The organism is Rhodospirillales bacterium (assembly GCA_023898805.1).
In the GTDB taxonomy this organism is placed as follows: Bacteria; Pseudomonadota; Alphaproteobacteria; order Micavibrionales; family UBA1664; genus UBA6145.
On record CP060260.1, the window covers coordinates 949,139 to 970,888 of the forward strand.

Here is a 21,750-nt window from a genome sequence, read left to right on the forward strand (position 1 = left end):
GTTGTCGGCAACGACAACAAAACAGCCTCAACCACGAGGCCACAACACGGCGAATTTTATATGCGTAAGGGGTGGCCGAGTGCCCCGTTGTCGGCAACGACAACAAAACAGCCTCAACCACGAGGCCACAACACGGCGAATTTTATATGCGGAGGGGTGGCCGAGTGGTTGAAGGCGCACGCCTGGAAAGTGTGTATACGGGAAACCGTATCGTGAGTTCGAATCTCATCCCCTCCGCCATTATAAAAACGGGCCCTTTTGGGCCTGTTTTTGCAATCTCATCCCCCCCGGCGGCGCGGCGAATAAACAGCTTCGATGTTATGGCCGTCCGGATCGATCACGAAAGCAGCGAAATACCCGTCTTCATAATGCGGCCGCAAACCGGGCGCACGATCATGACATGGATGAGGCCGAGCCCTAGCAGCCGTTTCCCGGTTGCAGAATGCTGTTGCGGTTGCCTTCCGTGTCGGTAAAGGACACATATTCACCGATGCCCGGAATCGTCATCGGCTCGCCCAGCACCTCTCCACCGGCCTGCTTCACGCGGTCCATGGCCGCCCTGATGTCCTCGACCGCGATGACGATGGATGGATACTGCATCGGCCAATCCACCTTGAACGGAAACATGCCGCCGTTGATCGTGCCGCGATGGTCCGTATTGCAGGCATCCCCTTCTGATGTCGTCATGTGGATATAGTTTCCCATTTCCTCGCCCAAAAATCGCGGCTTCCAGCCAAAGGCCTGTTCGTAAAACGCACCGGCGCGTCGCGCGTCGCGGTACGGCATTTCGAAATGAACGACGGGATTCATGTGTTTGCCTTTCAAAGAGGGACCGGCGCTTCCGCTAATCTATCTAATGCGCTTTTTCCGCCGCCTTGTGCCGGAACAGCAGGCCGCACAGCATGATCCCGGCCACCAGCACCAGAGAGGCGGCGTAACGGCTGAGCTCCAGCCCGCCCTGCGCGACAGGCTTGTCAAGAAAATCGCCCACCACCGCACCCAAAGGCCGGGTCAAAATGAACGCGGCCCAGAACAGGAAGGTGCGCGAAATCTTCGTGCCGTAATACAATCCCGCCAGTACGGCCAGCATGCCGCCGAAAATCGCCGCCGCGCCGGTATAACCAAACCCCGCGTCGTCCGCCGTCCAGTCGCCCAGCGCGGTGCCCAGCGTCTGTGAAAACATGATGGTGACCCAGTAAAACATCTCGGCCTTCGCGCTGACGATGCTGGCAACCGCGATGCTGCCCATCGTCCGATGCCAGACAAACAACGACGCCAGTAACAGGCCAAGCAAAAGCGTCGACCCGCCGGCATAGCCGATACCAAGCGACCGGTCGGCGAAATCGGCCAGCGTCGTGCCCACGGTGGTGGTGGCAATGATCGTCACCCAGTAGATCACAGGATGGAAGCGCGCCGCCCGGATCTGGACGAACACCGCCGCCAGAAAGACCACGGCGAAAATCACGGTCCCGGCAAGATAACCAAGCCCCATCGACATCGATACCGCATCACCACCGGTTTCGCCCAGCGTGGTGGCCAGAATTTTCATGATCCAGAAACCCAGCGTGACCGCCGGCACCTTGCTGAGCGTTTTTTCAATCGCGTTGTCCATGAAATCTTCCTTCCGTCCAGCCAAGCATATAGGCGCGATACCTGAACTCAAGCTGAAATCCCCCGGCCGATCTTTTCCGGTTCCGCCCGCGCCTGCTTCGCTGTTACCATGGGGCATGACGATTTATCAGATCACCGCCGTTCTTCTTTGCCTTGCCGCCCTTGGCGGCTTCATAAACCAGAAATATATCGGCCTGCCCTCCACCATCGGGCATATGGCCTTCGCGCTGCTGGTTTCACTGGTTGGCATCCTGCTGGCGGCGGCAGGCTGGATCGACCTGACACTGGCCACCGCGTTTCTGGGCACCATCGATTTTTCGCAAGTGCTGCTGCACGGTATGTTGTCCTTCTTGCTGTTCGCGGGCGCGCTGCACATCAATCTGGCCGATCTCGCGCGCGTTAAATGGCCGGTGGCGATTCTGGCGACCGTGGGCGTGGTGCTGGCCACTGCGATCACGGGCGCACTGGTCTGGATGGCCGCGCATTTTCTGGGCGTCGATCTGCCTCTTATCTATGCGCTTTTGTTCGGCGCGCTGATCGCGCCGACCGACCCGATCGCGGTGCTGGCGATTTTAAAACAGGTTGGCGCGCCAAAAACCCTGTACACCAAAATCGGCGGCGAAAGCCTGTTCAACGACGGTGTGGGCGTGGTGATCTTCCTGACCATCCTGTCCATCGCCATGACACCCGAACCGCCCACAGCATTGCATGTCGGGCTGGGCTTTCTGCGCGAGGCGGGGGGCGGTCTCGCCCTCGGCGCGGGGCTGGGCTGGGGCACGTACCGCTTGATGCGCGCGATCGACGATTACAAGACCGAGGCGCTGCTCACCCTCGCGCTGGTCACCGGCGGCTATGCGATTGCGGAATACATCCATGTCTCGGCGCCGATCTGCATGGTCGCGGCGGGGCTGGTCGTCGGCAATCACGGCCGCGCCATGGCCATGTCCGACATCACCAAACACCGCCTAGACCTGTTCTGGGAATTGCTGGACGAGATCATGAACGCGGTACTGTTCATGTTGATCGGGCTTGAGATTCTGGTGATCCCCATTCACCTGCCGCAGGCGCTGATGGGCGCACTGGCGATTATCGCGGTGCTGGCTGCGCGGCTGGTCAGCGTCGCGCTCCCGGTTACGATTTTGCGTCTGCGCACGCGCTTTGAACGCGGCACGATCCGCCTTTTGACATGGGGCGGCTTGCGCGGCGGACTGTCGATCGCGATGGCGCTCTCCCTGCCCGCGGGACCGGAAAAAAACCTGATCGTCCCGATGACTTATGTCGTCGTGCTGTTTTCGATTCTGGTGCAGGGCCTGACCTTCCGCCGCCTGCTGGCATGGGTCGGGCGCTAGCGGCCCTTTATTCCCGGCAATAACCTTCACCCGGCTTGACGATCAGGCAACTGCGCTGGCGCGCCAGTTCCTTTACGCCGGTATCCGCCCCGCTTCCGGAATTCAGGGATTCGATCTTGCCCGCGCGCAGGAATTCCATGCCCGCCTTGGTGGGACGCGCCGGATACTGGTTAAGCCCGCTTTGGTCGGCGATCGTGACGGTGTACCCGTCCTCGTTCTGGACGATCAGATACGAATCCCCCGGCCCGATCCAGCGACCGGACCACCCATCGGCGACACGCGCAGGTGCGGACGGCGCGGACGTCTGACCCTGCGGCGCATCCACGCCATACGGCGCTGACGTGGCGTCCTGCGCTTCCTGCTTTTTTTCCTGCTTGCATCCGGCCGCGAACGGCACCACCGCAACCAGCAAAATCAGGGCGAAAAGACGCATCGAAACCTCCAAAAACCTGTACCGCGAAGAATACCTCACGCGCGCTGCAATGCAAGCCACAGGGCAATTGCCACTGGGCAATTCATGGGGCACGCCCCCTGCGCACGCCGGGGCTTGACCGGACCCGCCACAGGGCGCAGTGTCGCGCGCCCATGCTGTCGTTCGAGATCCTGCGCAACCGTGACTTCCGCCGCCTGCTGGCGGCGCGCTTTACCACGACCCTGGCCCTTCAGGCCCAGGCGGTGATCGTCGGCTGGCAGATTTATTCCCTGACCAAGGACCCGTGGATGCTCGGCCTCACCGGCCTGGCCGAGGCCGCACCCGCCCTTGTTTCTTCGCTTTTCGCTGGGCACATCGTCGATATATCGCGCCCGCACCGCGTCTATGCGCTGGCGCTGGTCACGCTGTGCCTGAACACATTCGTGCTGATGCTGGTTGGCGGCGGGCATCTGCCGCTGGCCGAATCCACGATCGTCGCGGTGCTGTTCGCGGGCGTGTTCGTGTCCGGCCTTGCCCGCGCCTTCACCATGCCGGCCTCCACCACCTTGATTCCCATGTTGGTGCCCCGGCCCCAGCTTGCGGGTGCGAACGCATGGATGGGCAGCCTGTTCCAAAGCGGCGCGATCGCCGGCCCCGCGCTGGCGGGTATCGTCTATGGCGGATACGGCGCGCGCGGCGCGTGGATCATTCCTTTCGCCCTGCTGACAGTGTCGGTTTTTGTGGCTTTTTCCCTTAAACCGGCCTACGCCGCCGCCCCGCGGATGCGCGAACCGGCATGGGTCAGCATCCTTTCCGGCTGGCGCTTCATCCTTAAAAGCCCGGTCGTACTTTCGGTGATGGCGCTTGATATGTTCGCGGTGCTGTTCGGTGGTGCGGTCGCGATGCTGCCCGCCTATGCCGACCAGGTCCTGCATGTCGGCCCCGAAGGCTTGGGCCTTTTGCGCGCCGCGCCCTTCGCGGGTTCGGTCGCGGTAGGCCTGTTCCTCGCGCTCAGGCCGATGCGCCACCTTTCCGGGGCGCAACTTCTATGGGTGTTCGCCGGGTTCGGCTTGTGCATGCTGGGTTTCGGCCTTTCGCACGTCATGTGGTTCTCGCTGCTGTGTCTGGCCGTGTCCGGCGCGTTTGACGGGATCAACATGGTGATCCGCGGCACCATCGTGCAATTGCTGACACCCGTGCCGATGATGGGCCGTGTCTCCGCGATCAAATCCATGTTCGTGATTTCGTCGAACGAGATCGGCGCATTTGAATCCGGCACCGCCGCGCGGTTTCTGGGCCTTGTCCCGTCGGTCGTTTTTGGCGCGGTGATGTCCCTTGCCGTGGTCGCGATCATCGCTATTTTATCGCCCAGCCTGCGCAAGACTGCTATAGATAGCCACCATGAACACTGAATTCCCGCGCCGCATGCATCTGCCGGTTCCGGACGGAACCGGGCGTGTGCTGTTGCATTCCTGCTGCGCCCCCTGTTCGGGCGAGGTGATGGAGGCGATGGCCGAAGCGGGGCTGGATATCACGGTCTTCTTCTACAACCCGAACATCCACCCGCGCGAGGAATACGACCTGCGCAAGGACGAAAATGTCCGTTTCGCCGAAAAGATGGGCATTCCTTTTATCGACAACGATTACGACACCTCCAACTGGTTCGCGCGGGTCGAGGGCATGGAGTGGGAGCCGGAGCGCGGGCGCCGTTGCACAGAATGTTTCGACATGCGCTTTGAACGCGCCGCGCTTTACGCCCATGAAAACGGATTTCCGCTGTTTACCTCGTGCCTTGGCATTTCGCGCTGGAAGAACATGGAACAGATCAACGATTGCGGGCGCCGTGCCGCCGCGCGTTACGACGGGCTGCAATACTGGGACTACAACTGGCGCAAGGACAACGGCTCCCACCGCATGATCGAGATCGCCAAGCGCGAGCATTTCTACCAGCAGGAATATTGCGGCTGCGTCTATTCACGGCGCGACACCAACAAGGAACGCATGGCCAAAGGCCACGCAAAAATCGAGATCGGCACCCGTTTTTACGGCGACGACGGCAAATAATCCGCCATGGCCTTTGCCACGCTTTTCACCCTGCTTGACGACATCACCACCCTGCTTGACGACATCGCGGGCATGACCAAGGTCGCGGCCGCCAAGACCGCCGGCGTGGTCGGCGACGATCTGGCGCTCAACGCGAAACAGGTGATCGGCACTCCGGCCGAGCGCGAATTGCCCGTGGTCTGGTCCGTCGCCAAGGGGTCGTTGATCAACAAGGCCGTCATCGTCCCCGCCGCGATCGCGCTGTCCGCGTTGCTGCCCGCGCTGATCGGTCCGCTTCTGACGCTTGGCGGCCTTTATTTGTGTTTTGAAGGCGCGCAAAAAATCCTGCCGCACCCGCCCGCACAAAAAGCCGGCGGCGGCAGCGAACAAGAAAAAATCCGCGGCGCCATCCGCACCGACTTCATTCTCTCCGCCGAAATCATCGTGATCGCCCTCGGTATCGTGGCTGATGCTGATCTTGTTACGCGCATCGCCACACTGGTGCTGGTCGGACTTGCGATGACCGTGCTGGTTTACGGACTGGTGGCCGCGATTGTGAAGCTCGACGATCTCGGTCTTTACCTCGCGCGCAAAAGCGGATTTGCAAGCACGCTGGGCCGGGGCATCCTGTATGCCGCGCCATGGCTGATGCGCGCGCTGGGCGTGCTGGGAACCGCCGCGATGTTCGTGGTCGGCGGTCAGATCCTGCTGCATGGCATCCCGCCGCTGCACCGCCTGGCGGAACCGTGGATGCATGGCCTGCCTGGCGCGGCTCTGGCCATGGCGCTCGGCTTTGTCTGCGGCCTTGCAGCGGCGCTGGCCGCCAAAGGCGCGATACTGGCCGCGCGCCGTTTGCGGCGGGGCTTCTTGTCCTAACCGCCCTTCATGTCCTCAAGCGCGACCCAGCGCGCCAAAGCGGCGTCCAGATTCTTTTTCGCCCGTTCCAGATAGCGCGTCGCCTGCGCGAACCCGTCCTTGTCCTGCATATAGAAATCGTTGTCCTGCAGTTTTTTGGTCAGGGTCGCGATCTCGTCCTCGAACCCCGCGATTTTTTCCGGCAGGTTGTCCAGTTCGTATTGCAGCTTGTAAGACAGCTTGGCCGCGCGCGCCGGCGATGCGGCGGAAGCGGCGGACGTGGAAGCGGGCGCGGATTCAGGTGCCGCGCCTTTGGTCTTGGCCGCGCCTTTTTGCGGCGCCTTTTGCTCTTTTTTCATCTCCAGATAATCGGAATAACCGCCGATGCACATTTCGATTTTTGCATCGCCCTCGAAGGCGATGATCTTCGACACCGTCTGGTCAAGGAAGTCGCGGTCGTGGCTGACCACGATCAAGGTCCCGGCATAGGCGGACAAAACCTCCTCCAGCATGTCCAGCGTCTCCATGTCCAGATCGTTGGTGGGTTCGTCCAGAATCAGGAAATTGCCGGGATTGGCCAAAACCCTGGCCAGCATCAACCGGTTTTTCTGCCCGCCCGAAAGCGAACCCACCGCCTGCATCGCGTCCGCGGGATCGAACAGAAAATCTTTCAGATATCCGCACACATGCCGCGTCTTGCCCATCACCGTGATGTAATCGCCGCCATTGGGCAAAAGCGTGCGCCATAAAGACCAGTCCGGACGCATGTCCTTTCGTTGCTGGTCGAAATAGGAAATGTTGATGTCCCGCGCGCGCTTGATCGTGCCCGCGTCGGGCTTCATCTCGTCAACCAGAAGTTTCAGGAACGTCGTCTTGCCCGACCCGTTGCGGCCCAGAATGCCGATCCGGTCCCCGCGCATGATGCGCAGCGAAAACCCGTCGAGAATCTTTTTCTCGCCGAAACTTTTATGCACGCGGGTGAATTCCGTGATCAGCCGTGCGCCGATTTCGGTTTCGCCCGCCTCAAGCTCGACCTTCGCGATCATCCGGCGATAGGAAGACAGATCGGCCTTAAGCCGCGCCCGCTCGGCACGCATCATCTCAAGCCGCTTCTGATTGCGCTTGCGCCGCGCGGGCACGCCGCGGCTTGCCCACTCTTCCTCCATCTCCAGCCATTTCTGCCGGTTTTTAAGCTCGCGCGCCTCCTGCTCGATCAGCGCGGTCTGCCAGTCCTCGAAATCGGAAAAACCTTTCGGGCACACCCGCATCCGCCCGCGATCCAGCCAGAACACCTTGTCCGACATATTGGCAAGGAAGGTCCGGTCGTGGCTGACGCACAGCACCGCGCCACGGAAATTCTTCAAATAATTTTCCAGCCACTCGATGATGTCCAGATCCAGATGGTTGGTCGGCTCGTCCAAAAGCAGTATGTCCGGGTCCTCGACCAGCGCGCGCGCCAGCGCCGCGCGCCGCAGCTGGCCGCCCGACATCGTGTCCATCGTCCAATCCGGGTCGAGGTCGAGCGGATGCAAGACCGCGTCGATCCGGTAATCCACCGCCTCGTGCGTGTCCGAAACCCGCACATGCTCGCGCACGAAATCGCGCACGCTCTGGCCCGGACGCATGGGAATGTCCTGCTGCAGATAACCGATGGTGGTGCCCTCAAGCTGCCAGCGGTCGCCGTCGTCCAGCGTTCGCGCGCCGGTAATCACATTCATCAACGTCGTCTTGCCCGCGCCGTTCTTGCCCACCAGCGCGATTTTGTCCCCTTCCAGAATCGAAAATTCCAGATTTTCAAACAGCGGCTTCTTGCCGAAGGCGACCAGCGCGTCGCGGACATGGAGGATCAGGCGTTCAGGCATGGCGCCTGATTAAGCCATTCCATGGCCATGGCACAAGGTAAAACCGTGTGAAAACGCCCTTTTCGCCAAACCATGAAGCCTGTACCCTTATGCGCGATGTCGGGGTTCTTTTCCTTTTTGCTGGGCGGCGCGGCCGCGCGTGCCGAAAAGCGGCGGCTGGAGGCGTTTTTTTCCGCCCTGCCGCTGGAATATTGCGGCTGGGCGCGCGGGGTCGACGGAAAACCTGCGCCGGGCGGCGCGCTGCTGTATTCGCGCGGCTTCGCCCGCGCGCTGGGCATCGACCGCCTGACCACCGTGCACGATATTGAAAACGTGTTGGAAGCCGCCGATGCCGCCGCGCTGGAGGAAGGGTTTCTCGCCCTCGCCCAAAACGGCGAAGGTTTCGCTCTGCGCGCCCGCACGCGCGGCGGTCGCACGCTGCACATCCACGGCACGCGCGGGCACGATCTGGGCGGGCTCGACACTTTCGACATCCTTTGGCTGCACGACGTTACCGCCGACGCGCTTGAAATCGCCGAACTCAAGGCCAAACGCAAAACCGCCGACGACGAAACCGGGAAGCTGCGCGCCGCGCTCGACGCCGTGCCGATGCCCGTCTGGATCGCCGACGCGCTCAACGACATCGCCTGGGTCAACGCCGCCTATGCCCGCGCGCTTGAACGCCCCGCCGCCGAAATCGTCGAAACCCAGATCTGGCTGCCCGTCACCATTCCGGGCGGAACCGAGGACGCGCCCGCCAGACTGCGCCAGATGATCCGCGCCGCGCGTGCCGACAAAAAACCGCAAACCCTGCGCGCGCGCCTGATCGTGGGCGGGCGTCGGCGCGTCGTCGAATTCGCGATCCTGCCCATGGGCGGCGACGACCGCGTGTTGATCCAGACCGCCGACGTCACCGCCGAGGAAGATCGCACCGCAGAACACAAACGCTATGTCGCGGCGCAGGGCAAGCTGCTTGAACAGTTGCAGACTGCGATCGCGATTTTCGCCGCCGATCACCGTCTTGAATTTCACAATTCCGCCTTTGGGCGGCTGTGGGGGGTGGAAGACAGCTATCTCAACGAACGTCCGAAACTCGGCGATTTGATGGAAAAACTGCGCGAGCTGCGCCGTCTGCCGGAACAGGCGGATTTCCGCGCTTTCAAAAAATCATGGGTCGATATGTTCACGGGCCTGCTTCACCCGCACGAGGACATGCTTTACCTGCCAAGCGGCGCGGCGATCCGGATGCTGGCGGCGCCGCACCCGATGGGCGGGCTGATGATGACCTTCGAGGACGTGACTTCGCGCCTCGAACTCGAATCCTCCTACAACACGCTTATGGCCATGCAGCGCGAAACGCTGGAAAATCTGGCCGAAGGCGTGGCGGTGTTCGGGCCGGACGGACGCCTGAAATACTTTAATCCGCGTTACATGACGCTCTGGGGCCTCAACCCCGAGGATCTGGAAGGCGAACCGCACATCACCGAGCTGGTGCAAAAACACCGTAAATTCTTCAAGCTCGGCTGGAAGGACATCGAATCGATTCTCGTCTCGCTCGGCCTTCAGCGCAAGGAACAAACCTGCCAGCTTCATCGCGACGACGACACGGTGCTGGAATTCGCCTCGGTGCCCATGCCCGACGGCGGCGTGATGAAAACCTTGCGCGACATCACCGACAAATTCCGTTTCGAGGAAGCCTTGCGCGAAAAGGCCCACGCGCTGGAGGAGGCGGAAAAACTCAAGACGGACTTCCTCGCCAACGTTTCCTATCAATTGCGAACCCCCCTTTCCGCCATGACCGGCTTCGCCGAAATTCTGGCCAATAACTATTTCGGCGAACTCAACGACAAACAGCGCGAATACACGCGCGGCATCATCGATGCGGGCGCGAATTTGACCGCGTTGATCGACGACATTCTCGACCTCACGCAGATCGAGGCCGGCGTTATGTCCCTGCGTCTGGGCGAGGTCGACATCGGCCAGACCGCGCGCGAGGTTTACGACCTGACCCGCGAATGGGCGGGCCGCGAAACCTTGCAAACCAGCCTCGATTGCCCGGCGGATATCGGTATGGTTCGCGCCGACGCCCGCCGCGTCAAACAGGTGCTGGTCAACCTGATCCGCAACGCGATTTCCTTCACCCCCGGCGGCGGCACGATTGCACTGGTGCTGCGCGGCGACGCCGATGCGGTCAAACTTACCGTGCGCGATTCCGGCATCGGCATCCCCGCCGATGAACAGGACCGTATTTTTGCGCCCTTCCAGCGCGCGGGCGTGACCAACGCGCATGGTGGGGCAAGCGGCCCCGGCCTTGGCCTTGCCATCGTGCGCGACATCGTGCGGATGCATGGCGGCGAGGTCAGCCTGTCCAGCCGCCCCGGCGAAGGCACCGAAGTAACGATTACGTTGCCCCGCGCGGGCCCACCCGCGCAGACGTAAGAGTCTGCGGGCCCGCCCGCGCAAACATAAAAGGATGCGCCGCGCTTTGGACGCCGCCAATTTTTATGCTAGCTAATTCGTATGCACCTGCCCCCACCGATGCTGGCGAAGACCGAGGCCGAACTGGCCGGTCATGCCCGTGCTCTTGCGCCTTTATGCGCGCCGGGCCGGATCGTCGCGCTGACCGGCGATCTGGGCGCGGGCAAGACCGCGCTGGCCCGCGCCTTGATCAGGCATATTTCGGGCGACCCCGATCTCGACGTGCCCAGCCCGACCTATACGCTGGTCCAGACTTACGACACCCCGGACATGCCGGTCTGGCATTTCGACCTCTACCGCCTCAAGGACCCACAGGAGGTCTTTGAACTGGGGTGGGAGGACGCGCTGGCGTCGAATGCCCTGTTATTGATCGAATGGCCGGAGCGTCTGGGCGCACTGTTACCCGCGAACGCGCTGAATATCGTCATAGACATCACGCAGGACGGCACCCGCAGGATCGAGGTTTCGACATGACCCGCATCACACAGGCGATGATTCTGGCGGCAGGGCGGGGCGAACGTATGCGCCCGCTGACCGATACCTGCCCAAAACCCATGGTGCCGGTCGCGGGAAAACCGATCATCGATTACGCGATCGAATCCCTGCGCGCGCTGGGTGTGGAAACCATCGTCGCCAACACACACCATCTGGCCCAAATCATCACCCCGCATCTTGACGCGATGGGTGTCGCCGCGATTTACGAACCTGCGCTTCTTGATACCGGCGGCGGCATAAAAAACGCGCTGGCGCATCTTGATCGCGACGCACCGCTGATGGTGCTTTCCGGCGATTCCATCCTGCCGGACGTGGATACCCTTCCCGATCTTGCCGACGCGTGGGACGCAAACACGATGGACATCCTGCTTTTGCTTCAGCCGCTTGAAACCATGACATTGACGCCCGGCATCGGCGATTACGACCTGACGGATGGCCTGCCGCGCCGCGCGCCGGATAAATCCGGCGCCTATATGTGGACCAGCGCGCGCATTTTAAACCCGCGTATTTTCGATTCCGCCCCCGACGGTCCCTTTTCCTTCCGTGACCTGATGGACGCGGCACAGACGAAAGGACGTCTGGCCGCACGGGTGCACAAGGGCGTCTGGCATCACCTGACCACGCCCGCCGACATCGCAGCGGTAGAACGAGGCAGATGATGGGTGCGATTTACACCATCCCCGCGACCTGTTCCTTCGTCGACACGCTGGCGGCGGGATTGCTGGCCCGCGCCGCGAACGACCCGATGCAACTGGCCGCGATGACGGTACTGCTGCCCAACCGCCGCGCCTGCCGCAATTTGCGCGAGGCGTTTTTGCGCAAATCCGGCGGCACGCCCCTGCTTCTGCCCGACATACGCCCCATCGGCGATGTGGACGAGGACGCGCTCTCGCTCGGCGCAGGCATGGAAACATTGGGCGACGCCACCCCCATCCACCCGCTGCGCCGTCAATTGATGCTCGCGCGCTATCTCACCCGCGCCTATCCGGACCGCTTTACCATCGCCCAGGCTTTGCCGATGGCGGCAGAACTTGGCCGCCTGCTTGATTCCATCCATACCGAAGGGCTCGACCTCGCACGACTCGACACGCTCGCCCCCGAAAAATACGCCGCGCACTGGGGCATCATACTTGATTTTCTCAAGCGTGCGATCGCCCGCCACTGGCCGACGCAACTACGCACGGAAAACGCGCTCGACCCCGGCGCGTGGCGCATCGCGATGATCCGCGCCTACACCGAACATCTGCGCGCAAACCCGCCTGCGGGCCCGGTGATCGCGGCAGGATCCACGGGATCGATTCCCGCGACCGCCGATCTGATAAAGACCGTGGCCGAACTGCCGCAAGGTCTGGTCGTCCTGCCCGGCCTCGACCGCGTACTCGATGACGAAAGCTGGAATACGCATATCGAGGAAGGCCACCCGCAGGCCGGGTTGCAACGCCTGCTCGATCACATCGGAATCAATCGCGCGCAAATCCGCGACTGGGACGGCGTGCCGCCCCCCGGCGACCGCGAACGACTGATCGCGGCCATGATGCGTCCGGCGGGCACGCTGCACCGATGGAAGGAAGAACCGCTGGAAGCAACCTGCTTTGAAGACGTCGCGCTGGTCGAGGCCGCGAATCTGGCCGCCGAATCCGGCGCGATCGCCGCGATCATGCGCGCCCATATCGCCGACGAAACGAACCGCGATGTCTGCGTGCTGGTTACGCCCGACCGCGTGCTGGCGGGACGGGTGGCGTACAACCTCGCCCGCTGGGGCATTGCCATCGACGATTCCGCCGGACGCAAACTTTCCCGCACCCCGGTCGGCGCATGGCTTTTGCTGCTTGTCGATCTTCTGGATGGTGAATTCTCGCCCGTGGCGCTGCTGGCCGCGCTCAAATCGCCGCTGGCGGGTGGCGGCGCGGCATGGCCCGCCGAAGCGCCGCCTTATCGCAGTTTCGTGCGCCTGCTCGACCGCCATATTTTGCGCGGCCTGCGCCCGGCACCCGGGTTTACCGGGCTGCACCACGCACTCAACGCGAACCGCCACCTCGACCCTGCTATGCGCGATGCAATCCGCGCGGGCCTGCGCGCGCTGGAAAAAATCTTTGCCCCTGCCGCGCTGGCCGCAAGCCCGTCCGAACGCCTGCGCGCTCTGGCCCTGCTGGCCGAAAATCTGGCCGCCGCGCCGCCGGAATCCGGGGCGCAGCGTCTATGGTCGGGTGACGCGGGTGAAGCCGCGGCGGATATGTTCTCTACCTTGTTCGAGCATTCCGACATACTGCCCGATCTCGACTGGTCCGGCGCGCATGCGGTGCTGGAATCCGCGATGGAGGGAGTCAGCATCCGTCCGCGTTTCGGTACCCATCCGCGTCTGGCCATTCTGGGCCAGATCGAGGCACGGCTTTATCAGGCGCATACCATGATTCTGGGCGGCCTGAACGAAGGCGCATGGCCGCGCCTGCCCGAAGTCGACGGCTGGATGTCGCGCGGCATGCGCGCCGATTTTGGCCTGCCCGCGCCCGAACGTGCGACCACCCTTTCGGCACATGATTTCGCGCAAGGCATGGGCGCGGCCAAAGTCATCCTGACCCGCAGCAAAACGCGCGACGGCGCGCCCGCCATCGCGGCACGCTGGCTGCAACGCCTGGATGCGGTGTGCGAATGCGCGAATGTGAAGGATTTACGCGCGCGCGGTGAAAAATGGCTGGATCTGGCGGCGGCGATGGACAGGCCGGACGCGCCGCCCTGCGCGACGGATCGTCCCGTCGCCAACCCGCCCCTCGACGCGCGGCCGTGGCGTCTGCGCGTTACCGACATTGAAAAGCTGCGCGGCGAGCCCTACGGCGTCTACGCGCGGCATGTGCTGGCTCTCAAACCCCTCGACCCACTGGAGGCGGAGCCCGACGCCCGCGAACGCGGCACGCTGGTCCATGCCGCGCTTGAACGTTTTTTGGGCACCTTCCCCACGGGCTTGCCGATGGATGCGCGCGAACAATTGCAGGCAATCGGTGAAAAGGTCTTTGCCGACGCGCACGCCCATCCCGACGTCTACGGGCACTGGTGGCCGCGTTTTTTGAAAATGACCGACGCGCTGCTCCGCCACGAACGCGAATGGCGGCAGGGAATGCAAACCGCATGGGCCGAACGCGACGGCACGATGGAAATGAACATCAACGCACGCGCTTTCACGCTTGCGGGCCGCGCCGACCGCATTGAACGCCGCGCGGACGGATGGGCGATCATTGATTACAAGACAGGCGCCGCGCCCGCGAAAAACAAGGTCCTGCAAGGCGAACAACCGCAACTTACCCTTCTGGGCGCGATGCTGCTGGCGGGCGGGTTCGACGCATCGCTTGGCATCGCCGCCCCGCCCGATGCGCTGGCTGCGCTGGCCTATTGGGGTGTCGGCGGCAGCGGCGGCGCGCTTGGCACGACCGCCTTCACCGAAAATCTGGATACGCTTTGCACGACTGCGCGCGCGGATCTTGAAACCCTGCTGCGCCGCTATCTTCAAGACGGCATGCCTTACGAATGCTGGCCCGACCCGGCCTACAGACTGCCCGATGATTACGAATACGCGCATCTCGGCCGCATCGCCGAATGGTCGTCCGAATTCGACGACGAAACGCAAGGGGAGGAAGCGGCATGACAAGCGCCCCCCTGCACGCACCCGCCACGCCCGACCCGGTCGGCGAGGCGACGCGCCTGCAAAACCTTGCCGCCCGGCCGGACGTGCCTGTCTGGGTCGGCGCGTCCGCCGGTTCGGGCAAGACCTCGGTGCTCGTCAATCGCTATCTGCGTCTGTTGCTGCCCGGCGAATCCACGCCCGGCACGCCGCCTTCCGCGATTTTGTGCATTACCTACACCAAGGCGGGCGCAAGCGAGATGACGGAACGCGTCTTTTCCACCTTGCGCCGCTGGTCCGTAGCCGGACGCGAGGCGCTGGCGCCGGAACTCGAAAGATTGCTTGAAACGACGCCCAACGCCGAACAGCTTGAAAAAGCGGCCAATCTGTTTGCCCGCGCGATCGAGGCGCCGGGCGGCTTACGCATCATGACCATTCACGCCTTCTGCCAGTCTGTGCTCGCGCGCTTCCCGATGGAGGCGGAGCTGCCCGCCGGCTTTGAAATCATGACCGACGCCGAAAGCCGCGACATGCGCCGCGTGGTGCGCCATGCGATCATTCTGCGCCTGCGCGAAAATCTGCCCGCCGACCGCGCTTTGAAATCCGCCTTTGATCGGCTCGGAACCTTGCGCAACGCCGACCAGATCGAATCCCTGATGGATTCGATGATGGCCGAACGCACCCGTTTTGCCGACGCGCGAACGACCAACGGCGGCATCGACGGTTTATGCGCTGCTGTCGAACACACGCTTGGCGTAATGCCCGGCAGCGATGCGGAATCCCTGTTGCCCGCTTTCCGCGATGCCGTGCCTTTCGACGCCTTGCGCGCGTTTTATCCGCTGATGGCGCAGTGCAAGACGAAATTTTGTCAGAAAGCGCCAACCACGATCGACGCCTTCGCGCGCGGTGCCGAACCCGCCGCGCATTTTCACGAATACAAAAAACTTTTTCTCGATAGCAAGGGCGAGGCGAAACCCCCTTCCGGTCTTTTGAAAAACGATGCATCCGCCCTTGAACTCTGGACGGCGGAGGCCAAGCGGCTGGGCGCGCTCGATCTCGCCATGCGTGCGGCCGCAACCGCCGCGTCGACCAACGCCCTGCTGCGTTTTTCGGCTGCCGCGCTGGACGAATACGAACAGGAAAAGCGCCGCCGCAACCGCCTTGATTTCACCGATCTGATCGCCTGCACCCGCAAACTTCTTTCCGGTACCGGCGTCGATTGGGTACAGTTCAAGCTCGACGGCGGCATCGACCACATCCTGCTGGACGAAGCGCAGGACACCAGCCCCGACCAGTGGAGCATCGTCAAAAGCCTGTACGCGGAATTCTATTCCGGCCTCGGCCAGCGCGAGGACAGGACACGCACCACCTTCGTCGTCGGTGATGAAAAACAATCGATCTTTTCCTTTCAGGGCGCGGACCCGCGCGTCTTCGCGCGCGAACACGCCGCCCTCGACGCCGCGACCGCGCCTTTGCCGCACCGGCAACAGACCATCCCGATGCGCGTGTCCTTTCGCTCTGGCCCCGGCATCCTGTCTTTCGTCGACCGGGTCTTCGCGCCCGAGGCGATGCGCGCGGGTGTCACGCAGGACGGCGGACCGGTAACCCATCAGGCCGCACATGGCGGCAAGGGCGGGCGCATCGAATTATGGCCCGTTTACGCGATCGACGAACCGCCGAACAAGGCCGGTGAAAAACGCAAATCGCCCTTCACCCATGTGATCACACATCCAAAACCGGTCGAGGCATTGGCCGCCCGCGTCGCCGACACCATCGCCGCCATGCTGGCCGACCCCGGCGAGATTCTGGAATCGCGCGGCGACCGCATCAGGCCCGAGGATATCCTGATACTGGTCGGCAAGCGCAAGCCGATGGCCGAGGCGTTGTTGCGTCACCTGCGCCTGCGCAATATCCCGGTCAGCGGCATCGATCGCATGGTCCTGACGCGGCAGATCGCGGTGCAGGATTGTCTGGCCGCGGTGGCCTTCGCCCTTCAACCGGACGACGACCTCAATCTCGCCGCCCTGCTGAAATCCCCATTCATCGGCGTGGACGAAGATACGTTGTTCGCCCTGGCACACGGGCGCGAACGCCGCCCCCTGTGGCAACCGGTCAAGGCGCGCGGCGATGCCGTGGCCTCATGGCTTTCCGGACTTCTGGCCACGAACGGCGATGCGGGCGCGTTCCTGCACGGCCTGCTGCTTTCCCCATGCCCCGCCGATTCCCGTTCCGGCCTGCGCGCTTTGCTCGCCCGTTTGGGCGAGGACGCGCGCGATCCGCTGGAGGAGCTTCTCGCCCGCGCCGATGCGCACGACATGCGCGACGTGCGGGGGCTTCAGGGGTTTTTGCAAGACGCCCTGACCGACGACACCGAAATCAAACGCGACCTGCAGGAAGCCGACGACACGGTGCGCCTGATGACGGTGCACGGCTCAAAGGGGCTTCAGGCGCCCATCGTCTTCCTGCCCGATACGATCCGCACCACCGCCGCGCGCAATTTGCGCGATTCCGTATTCTGGCCCGAACGCGACGATGTGCGCGGCATACCCCTTTGGCCGCCATCCACCGATGAAGGCGCGCAACTCGCGCACGATCGCGCCAACGCGATCAGAGCCGCCAACGACGAAGAAAGCCGCCGCCTGCTATATGTCGCCCTGACCCGTGCGGCGGACCGCCTGTATATTGGCGGCGCGCAGAAATCAGCCCTGCGTTATATCGATGTCGAAAATAGCTGGTACACCGCCTGCGAAACCGCGATTAAACCCGTCGGCAACATCGACGGCGACGTTTTCGTGCTGCAAAACCCCCAAACCGATCCCCTTGCGCCCGCGACGGAACGCGCGCGCGGTCATACCCGCGCCGCCGATCTGCCGTCATGGATGCGCGCACCCGCCCCGCCGCCCGAATCGCCGCCGCGCCCCTTGATCCCCTCGCGCCCCGAAATCGACGACCCGGCCGTGATGTCGCCTTTGTTCGGCGACATATCGCACCGTTTCCGGCGTGGCCGCCTGATCCACACCCTGTTCCAGTTTTTGCCCGATCTGCCGCCCGAGGACAGGATGCTGCGTGCGGCACAATGGCTGGCCCAGCCCGCGCACCGCCTGAACGTCGCGGCGCAGAACGAGATTCTGGAAGCCGTCTTCGGCGTCCTCGACACCCCCGCCTTCGCACCGCTTTTCACCCCCGCCGCGCGGGCCGAGGTGCCTTTGACCGGGCACCTTGCGCGCCCGGATGGCACCCATACCGTCGTATCCGGCCAGATCGACCGCCTGCTGGTTGATGAATCCGGGATCACCGTCCTCGATTTCAAGACCAACCGCCCCGCCCCGCGTAAAATCGCCGACGTGCCCGCCGCCTATCTGCGCCAGATGCGCACCTACCGCGACGTGCTGGCGGGGATTTGGCCGGACCGCCCCATCACCTGTGCCCTTCTTTGGACCGACGGGCCGGACCTGATGGACGTCACCGCCGTTTTATAGCCTTGACCAGGCCCCCTTCGGCCCCATATTTTGAAGCCGTACACGAAGAAAGGAAAATGCCATGGCGCTCGCCGTTACCGATTCCAGCTTCGAGGCCGAAGTCCTCAAATCCAGCCAGCCCGTAATGGTCGATTTCTGGGCCGAATGGTGCGGCCCGTGCAAAATGCTTTCGCCCATCGTCGACGAAATCTCGAACGATCTGCAGGGCCGCGTAAAGGTGGTCAAGGTCAACATCGACGAAAACCCGCACACGCCCACCAAATACGGCGTACGCGGCATCCCGACGCTGATGCTTTTCAAGGGCGGCCAGCTTGCGGCGACCAAGGTCGGCGCGATGCCGAAAGCCGCGCTTGCGCAATGGGTTGAATCCCAGATTTAACGCGCCATTCCTTTGAAAAAAGGCCCCCGGTCGGGGTCTTTTTTCATTTCTTTTTCGGCAAACGCCGCACCACCCATTCCGAAAGCACGGCGGGCAAAGCGGCAAGCCACCACACGGCGAACGCCATCGGCCACGGAAACGCGATACGCGGACGGTTGCGTGCAAGGCCGCGCGCGATGATCGCGGCTGCGCGCTCCGCCGACATCAGGAAAGGCATGGGAAAATCGTTAAAACCGGTCAGGCGGCTGACGACAAAGCCCGGGCAGATGACATTGACCCGGATTCCCTTGCGCCAAAGCGCGCCGCGCAACCCCTCGCCGTACAGCTTCACAAAACCCTTCGACGCGGCATAGGCAGGCGCGCCCGGCACGCCGCGATACCCGGCAAGCGACGCCATCAACGCGACCTGCCCCGCCTTGCGCGCCGCCATGCGCGGCAAAAGCGGCTCCAGCGTGTTGTTCACTCCGTCTATGTTGACCTCGAAAATCCGGCGAGCCGCCTCCAGCGCCTCGGGCGTTGCGCCGCGCGCCCCACCGCCGATCCCGGCATTGACGATGGCAAGATCGACAGGCCGCACCGAATCGAATTTTTCAAGCCACGCCCGCATCCCCGCGCGATCGCATACATCCAGCACCGCCGCCTCGACCAGCGCCCCCTTGCGCCGGCACGCGCGCGCCACGCCTTCCAGCCGCGCACCGTCCCGCCCGGTCAGGCCCAGCGATACGCCCTTGGCAGCATAATGCAAGGCCAGCGCCTCGCCGATGCCGCTGCTCGCCCCCGTGATTACGATGTTCATGTCGGGCCCCCTTCGTCCTCGACACATTGCGCAAGCCGCACGAACGCGTCAACGCCCACATCCTCCGCGCGCGCGGTCGGGTCGATCCCGGCCTGCGGCAGAAAACGCGCCAGATCGCCAAGCGCCCCGCGCAGCATCTTGCGCCGTTGCCCGAAGGCGGCGGCGTTCACGCGCTCCATCGTCGAAAAACGCACCGTGTCCGTTCGCGGGCGCGGCGTGAACAGCACCACCGCCGAATGCACCTTGGGCGGCGGCGTGAACGCGCCGGGCGGCAGCGTCTTGACGACACGCGCATGGAAAAGCCACTGACAGATCACGCTCAGGCGGCCATACGTCTTCGACCCCGGCGCGGCAACGATGCGCTCCGCGACTTCCTTCTGGAACATCAAAAGCATGAATCGCACCCGCGCGGATTCGCGCGCGAGGTTGATCAAAATCGGTGTCGCCACGTTGTAAGGCAGATTGGCGATGACCGTATCGCCATAGGAAAGGATGTCGCAATCAAGCGCGTCGCACTGATGTACCGCAAGCCGCCCGCCCGAAGCCGCGACCAGAGGGGCCAACGCCGCCACCGCGCGCGCGTCGAATTCGATCGCGTGCACCGCGCGCGCACCGGCCAGCAAAAGCGCGCGCGTCAGCCCGCCCGGCCCCGGTCCGATTTCGACGACGTCGAGATTGTCCAAATCCCCGTTCAGCCGCGCGATGCTGGCGGTAAGGTTGAGGTCGAGCAGGAAATTCTGGCCCAGCGCCTTGGTCGCCTGAAGCCCCGCGTCGCGGATCACTTCGCGCAGGGGCGCAAGCGCCTTGATGGCGTCGGCATCAGTCGCGGCGCTCAATATACGCCGCCGAAATCAGATCGCGCAGATAGCGCTTTTGCAGAAGGTCGAGCCGTTCAAGCCCGATCTTGCGCTCCAGCGCCGCGTCGTCCGCCATCGGACCCTTCGGATCGTCGCGCGAACACACCATCGAGATCACGGCGAAATTCGCGCCGAATTGCGGGTCCACGGCCTTGCCGATGTCGAAATTGCCCAGACGCTTGCGCTCGGTATCCGTCAATTCGTTGATCGCGACCTTGCGTTCGCTCAATTTGAACCTTTTATCCGACGCAGCCTTGCGCACGATGTCCATGCATCCGGTCAGGTCGCGCGCGATGCCGATGGCCTCCGCGTGCGCCTGCTGGTCGCGCAGGCCGGTGTCGTCGATGGTCAGCTCCTTGAGCGTCAGCACCGCGTCGTCCGGGCTTGCCGCCGCGCCCTGCGCGCGCACGTCGCGCACGTATAAAAGATAATATCCATCCTCGCCGCGCACCGGTTGGCTGACCTGATTGGGCGGCAAACTGCCCAAAGCCTTGTCCAGTGCGGATTCAAGCTGTCCCTCGCGCACCCAGCCGATCATCCCGCCGGCGGCGGCGCTGGCCGACTGGCTGTTTTCGCGCGCGATCATCGGAAACGGCTTGCCCGCGCGAATCTGCTGCACCAATGTCTGCGCCAGTTCCCGTACCTTGGCATCGTCCCCGGACTTGGACACCGGCAGGAATATTTCCGCGGCATAAAATTCGCGCTTGCCCGCCGACGCGGCCATGCGCGCGCGCTCGGCGCTGATTTCCGATTCTCCGACGACGACGCGCGGACGAAGCACTTTCTGAATCACCTTGCCCCAGCCGATCTGCGCGCGGATCTGCCGTTCGATCGAACTCATGCGGATACCCTGACGGCGCAGGATATCCTTGAACTGCGACACGCTGAACTTGTTCGACGCCGCGATCTTGCCCAGCCCGTCCTGCACCTCGTCGTCGGTTACCGTGACGCCCTGCCGCTTGGCTTCCTGCAATTGCACGGTCTCGGCGATCAGCCCTTCCAGAACCTGACCCTGCACACGGTTGATCATCGCCGCGCTGGCCGGCTGGCCGGATGATTTGAGCAGCATCTCCGCCCGGTCGTGTAGATCGGTGGTGGTGATGATATCGGAATTGACCACCGCCGCGATGCCCTCGGCCCGCCCAAACGAAACACCCGCCAGCAGCGCCAAGCACACCAAAACCGTAAATCCGAATCCCTTCATGACACCTTCCAAAATCCGTTACTCGCGAAACCACGCCCGCCCGGGCGAACGGGACGGGCAGAAGCGTCCGACCCGCAACTTTTGCCCGCCGACGATGGCAAAGACAGGGCGCAGACGACCGCCCGCGCCATATCGCCGACATAAACAGGCCAAAACCCCGTAACCCCGAATACCGTTTCGACGTTCTGTTCCATCCGCATCTCTTGACGAAAGCGCCACGAAAGGCGCCAGACGAATGAAAAGCACCGCCACAATGCGATCTGGCCTGTAAAAAATCAAGACCGGCAAAGACGTTACGAAAATGGGAAACGCCATCAAAGGACTACATTTGGGCGGAC

The 21,750-nt window shown here is 63.2% G+C and carries 17 protein-coding genes and 1 tRNA gene; 11 read left to right on the forward strand and 7 right to left on the reverse strand.

Annotated features, from left to right (window positions below):
• The first annotated feature begins 150 nt into the window (after positions 1-150).
• Positions 151-240: transfer RNA gene (locus H6866_04680), tRNA-Ser, on the forward strand.
• 177 nt (positions 241-417) lie between these two features.
• Here H6866_04680 and H6866_04685 read toward each other — a convergent pair.
• Together H6866_04685 and H6866_04690 are read right to left on the reverse strand one after the other, a co-directional pair.
• Positions 418-810 (reverse strand): VOC family protein, encoded by a 393-nt coding sequence (locus H6866_04685; GenBank protein USO08508.1) that lies wholly within the window; start codon positions 808-810, stop codon positions 418-420.
• A 43-nt stretch (positions 811-853) separates the two neighbouring features.
• Complete coding sequence (locus H6866_04690; protein ID USO08509.1) at positions 854-1,612, reverse strand: hypothetical protein; 759 nt, start codon at positions 1,610-1,612, stop codon at positions 854-856.
• A gap of 115 nt (positions 1,613-1,727) precedes the next feature.
• Between H6866_04690 and H6866_04695 the strand changes: the two genes are divergently transcribed.
• Positions 1,728-2,960 carry a sodium:proton antiporter gene (locus H6866_04695; GenBank protein USO08510.1) on the forward strand — a complete coding sequence of 411 codons (1,233 nt, stop codon included), beginning with the start codon at positions 1,728-1,730 and terminating at the stop codon, positions 2,958-2,960.
• Positions 2,961-2,967: 7 nt separating this feature from the next.
• On the opposite strand, the gene H6866_04700 is transcribed toward H6866_04695, so the two are convergent.
• The gene (locus H6866_04700) at positions 2,968-3,393 is read right to left on the reverse strand and encodes a hypothetical protein (protein USO08511.1); all 426 of its coding nucleotides are present in this window, start codon (positions 3,391-3,393) and stop codon (positions 2,968-2,970) included.
• Positions 3,394-3,545: 152 nt separating this feature from the next.
• Here H6866_04700 and H6866_04705 point away from each other — a divergent pair, with 152 nt between their 5' ends.
• From H6866_04705 to H6866_04715, 3 genes are read left to right on the forward strand one after another with little or no spacing between them, the layout of a single operon-like run.
• Positions 3,546-4,784, forward strand: a complete 1,239-nt coding sequence (locus H6866_04705) for an MFS transporter (protein USO08512.1) — start codon at positions 3,546-3,548, stop codon at positions 4,782-4,784.
• The gene (locus H6866_04710) at positions 4,774-5,436 is read left to right on the forward strand and encodes an epoxyqueuosine reductase QueH (protein USO08513.1); all 663 of its coding nucleotides are present in this window, start codon (positions 4,774-4,776) and stop codon (positions 5,434-5,436) included. Before H6866_04705 ends, H6866_04710 begins: the two co-directional genes overlap by 11 nt.
• Positions 5,437-5,442: 6 nt before the next feature.
• Positions 5,443-6,291, forward strand: a complete 849-nt coding sequence (locus tag H6866_04715) for a DUF808 domain-containing protein (protein ID USO08514.1) — start codon at positions 5,443-5,445, stop codon at positions 6,289-6,291.
• Here H6866_04715 and H6866_04720 read toward each other — a convergent pair.
• The gene (locus tag H6866_04720) at positions 6,288-8,132 is read right to left on the reverse strand and encodes an ATP-binding cassette domain-containing protein (GenBank protein ID USO08515.1); all 1,845 of its coding nucleotides are present in this window, start codon (positions 8,130-8,132) and stop codon (positions 6,288-6,290) included. The two genes, H6866_04715 and H6866_04720, sit on opposite strands and share 4 nt — an antisense overlap.
• Before the next feature lie 72 nt (positions 8,133-8,204).
• Here H6866_04720 and H6866_04725 point away from each other — a divergent pair, with 72 nt between their 5' ends.
• The 6 genes from H6866_04725 to trxA all read left to right on the forward strand — a co-directional run bounded on the left by H6866_04725 (position 8,205) and on the right by trxA (position 18,555).
• Complete coding sequence (locus H6866_04725; GenBank protein USO08516.1) at positions 8,205-10,550, forward strand: PAS-domain containing protein; 2,346 nt, start codon at positions 8,205-8,207, stop codon at positions 10,548-10,550.
• A gap of 81 nt (positions 10,551-10,631) precedes the next feature.
• The gene (gene tsaE, locus H6866_04730) at positions 10,632-11,063 is read left to right on the forward strand and encodes a tRNA (adenosine(37)-N6)-threonylcarbamoyltransferase complex ATPase subunit type 1 TsaE (protein ID USO08517.1); all 432 of its coding nucleotides are present in this window, start codon (positions 10,632-10,634) and stop codon (positions 11,061-11,063) included.
• On the forward strand, positions 11,060-11,743 hold the full coding sequence (locus tag H6866_04735) for a nucleotidyltransferase family protein (protein USO08518.1): 684 nt from the start codon (positions 11,060-11,062) through the stop codon (positions 11,741-11,743). Before tsaE ends, H6866_04735 begins: the two co-directional genes overlap by 4 nt.
• Entirely contained in the window at positions 11,740-14,721 is a 2,982-nt protein-coding gene (gene addB / locus H6866_04740) for a double-strand break repair protein AddB (protein ID USO08519.1), read from the forward strand. The genes H6866_04735 and addB overlap by 4 nt, the downstream gene beginning before the upstream one ends.
• On the forward strand, positions 14,718-18,176 hold the full coding sequence (gene addA / locus H6866_04745; protein USO08520.1) for a double-strand break repair helicase AddA: 3,459 nt from the start codon (positions 14,718-14,720) through the stop codon (positions 18,174-18,176). Before addB ends, addA begins: the two co-directional genes overlap by 4 nt.
• A gap of 61 nt (positions 18,177-18,237) precedes the next feature.
• Positions 18,238-18,555, forward strand: coding sequence for a thioredoxin TrxA (gene trxA / locus H6866_04750; protein ID USO08521.1), 318 nt, complete (start codon positions 18,238-18,240; stop codon positions 18,553-18,555).
• Between the two features lie 43 nt (positions 18,556-18,598).
• On the opposite strand, the gene H6866_04755 is transcribed toward trxA, so the two are convergent.
• From H6866_04755 to H6866_04765, 3 genes are read right to left on the reverse strand one after another with little or no spacing between them, the layout of a single operon-like run.
• The gene (locus tag H6866_04755; protein USO08522.1) at positions 18,599-19,351 is read right to left on the reverse strand and encodes an SDR family NAD(P)-dependent oxidoreductase; all 753 of its coding nucleotides are present in this window, start codon (positions 19,349-19,351) and stop codon (positions 18,599-18,601) included.
• Positions 19,348-20,160, reverse strand: coding sequence for a 16S rRNA (adenine(1518)-N(6)/adenine(1519)-N(6))-dimethyltransferase RsmA (gene rsmA / locus H6866_04760; GenBank protein USO08592.1), 813 nt, complete (start codon positions 20,158-20,160; stop codon positions 19,348-19,350). Before rsmA ends, H6866_04755 begins: the two co-directional genes overlap by 4 nt.
• 10 nt (positions 20,161-20,170) lie before the next feature.
• Positions 20,171-21,412, reverse strand: coding sequence for a SurA N-terminal domain-containing protein (locus H6866_04765; protein USO08523.1), 1,242 nt, complete (start codon positions 21,410-21,412; stop codon positions 20,171-20,173).
• Between the last annotated feature and the right edge of the window lie 338 nt (positions 21,413-21,750).

Coding starts and splice junctions, on each gene's coding strand:
- H6866_04685 (USO08508.1), bottom strand. CDS start 810: ATGAATCCCGTCGTTCATTTCGAAATGCCGTACCGCGACGCGCGACGC.
- H6866_04735 (USO08518.1), top strand. CDS start 11,060: ATGACCCGCATCACACAGGCGATGATTCTGGCGGCAGGGCGGGGCGAA.
- H6866_04720 (USO08515.1), bottom strand. CDS start 8,132: ATGCCTGAACGCCTGATCCTCCATGTCCGCGACGCGCTGGTCGCCTTC.
- H6866_04765 (USO08523.1), bottom strand. CDS start 21,412: ATGAAGGGATTCGGATTTACGGTTTTGGTGTGCTTGGCGCTGCTGGCG.
- H6866_04710 (USO08513.1), top strand. CDS start 4,774: ATGAACACTGAATTCCCGCGCCGCATGCATCTGCCGGTTCCGGACGGA.
- addA (USO08520.1), top strand. CDS start 14,718: ATGACAAGCGCCCCCCTGCACGCACCCGCCACGCCCGACCCGGTCGGC.
- H6866_04725 (USO08516.1), top strand. CDS start 8,205: ATGAAGCCTGTACCCTTATGCGCGATGTCGGGGTTCTTTTCCTTTTTG.
- H6866_04700 (USO08511.1), bottom strand. CDS start 3,393: ATGCGTCTTTTCGCCCTGATTTTGCTGGTTGCGGTGGTGCCGTTCGCG.
- H6866_04695 (USO08510.1), top strand. CDS start 1,728: ATGACGATTTATCAGATCACCGCCGTTCTTCTTTGCCTTGCCGCCCTT.
- tsaE (USO08517.1), top strand. CDS start 10,632: ATGCACCTGCCCCCACCGATGCTGGCGAAGACCGAGGCCGAACTGGCC.
- H6866_04715 (USO08514.1), top strand. CDS start 5,443: ATGGCCTTTGCCACGCTTTTCACCCTGCTTGACGACATCACCACCCTG.
- addB (USO08519.1), top strand. CDS start 11,740: ATGATGGGTGCGATTTACACCATCCCCGCGACCTGTTCCTTCGTCGAC.
- H6866_04755 (USO08522.1), bottom strand. CDS start 19,351: ATGAACATCGTAATCACGGGGGCGAGCAGCGGCATCGGCGAGGCGCTG.
- trxA (USO08521.1), top strand. CDS start 18,238: ATGGCGCTCGCCGTTACCGATTCCAGCTTCGAGGCCGAAGTCCTCAAA.
- H6866_04705 (USO08512.1), top strand. CDS start 3,546: ATGCTGTCGTTCGAGATCCTGCGCAACCGTGACTTCCGCCGCCTGCTG.
- H6866_04690 (USO08509.1), bottom strand. CDS start 1,612: ATGGACAACGCGATTGAAAAAACGCTCAGCAAGGTGCCGGCGGTCACG.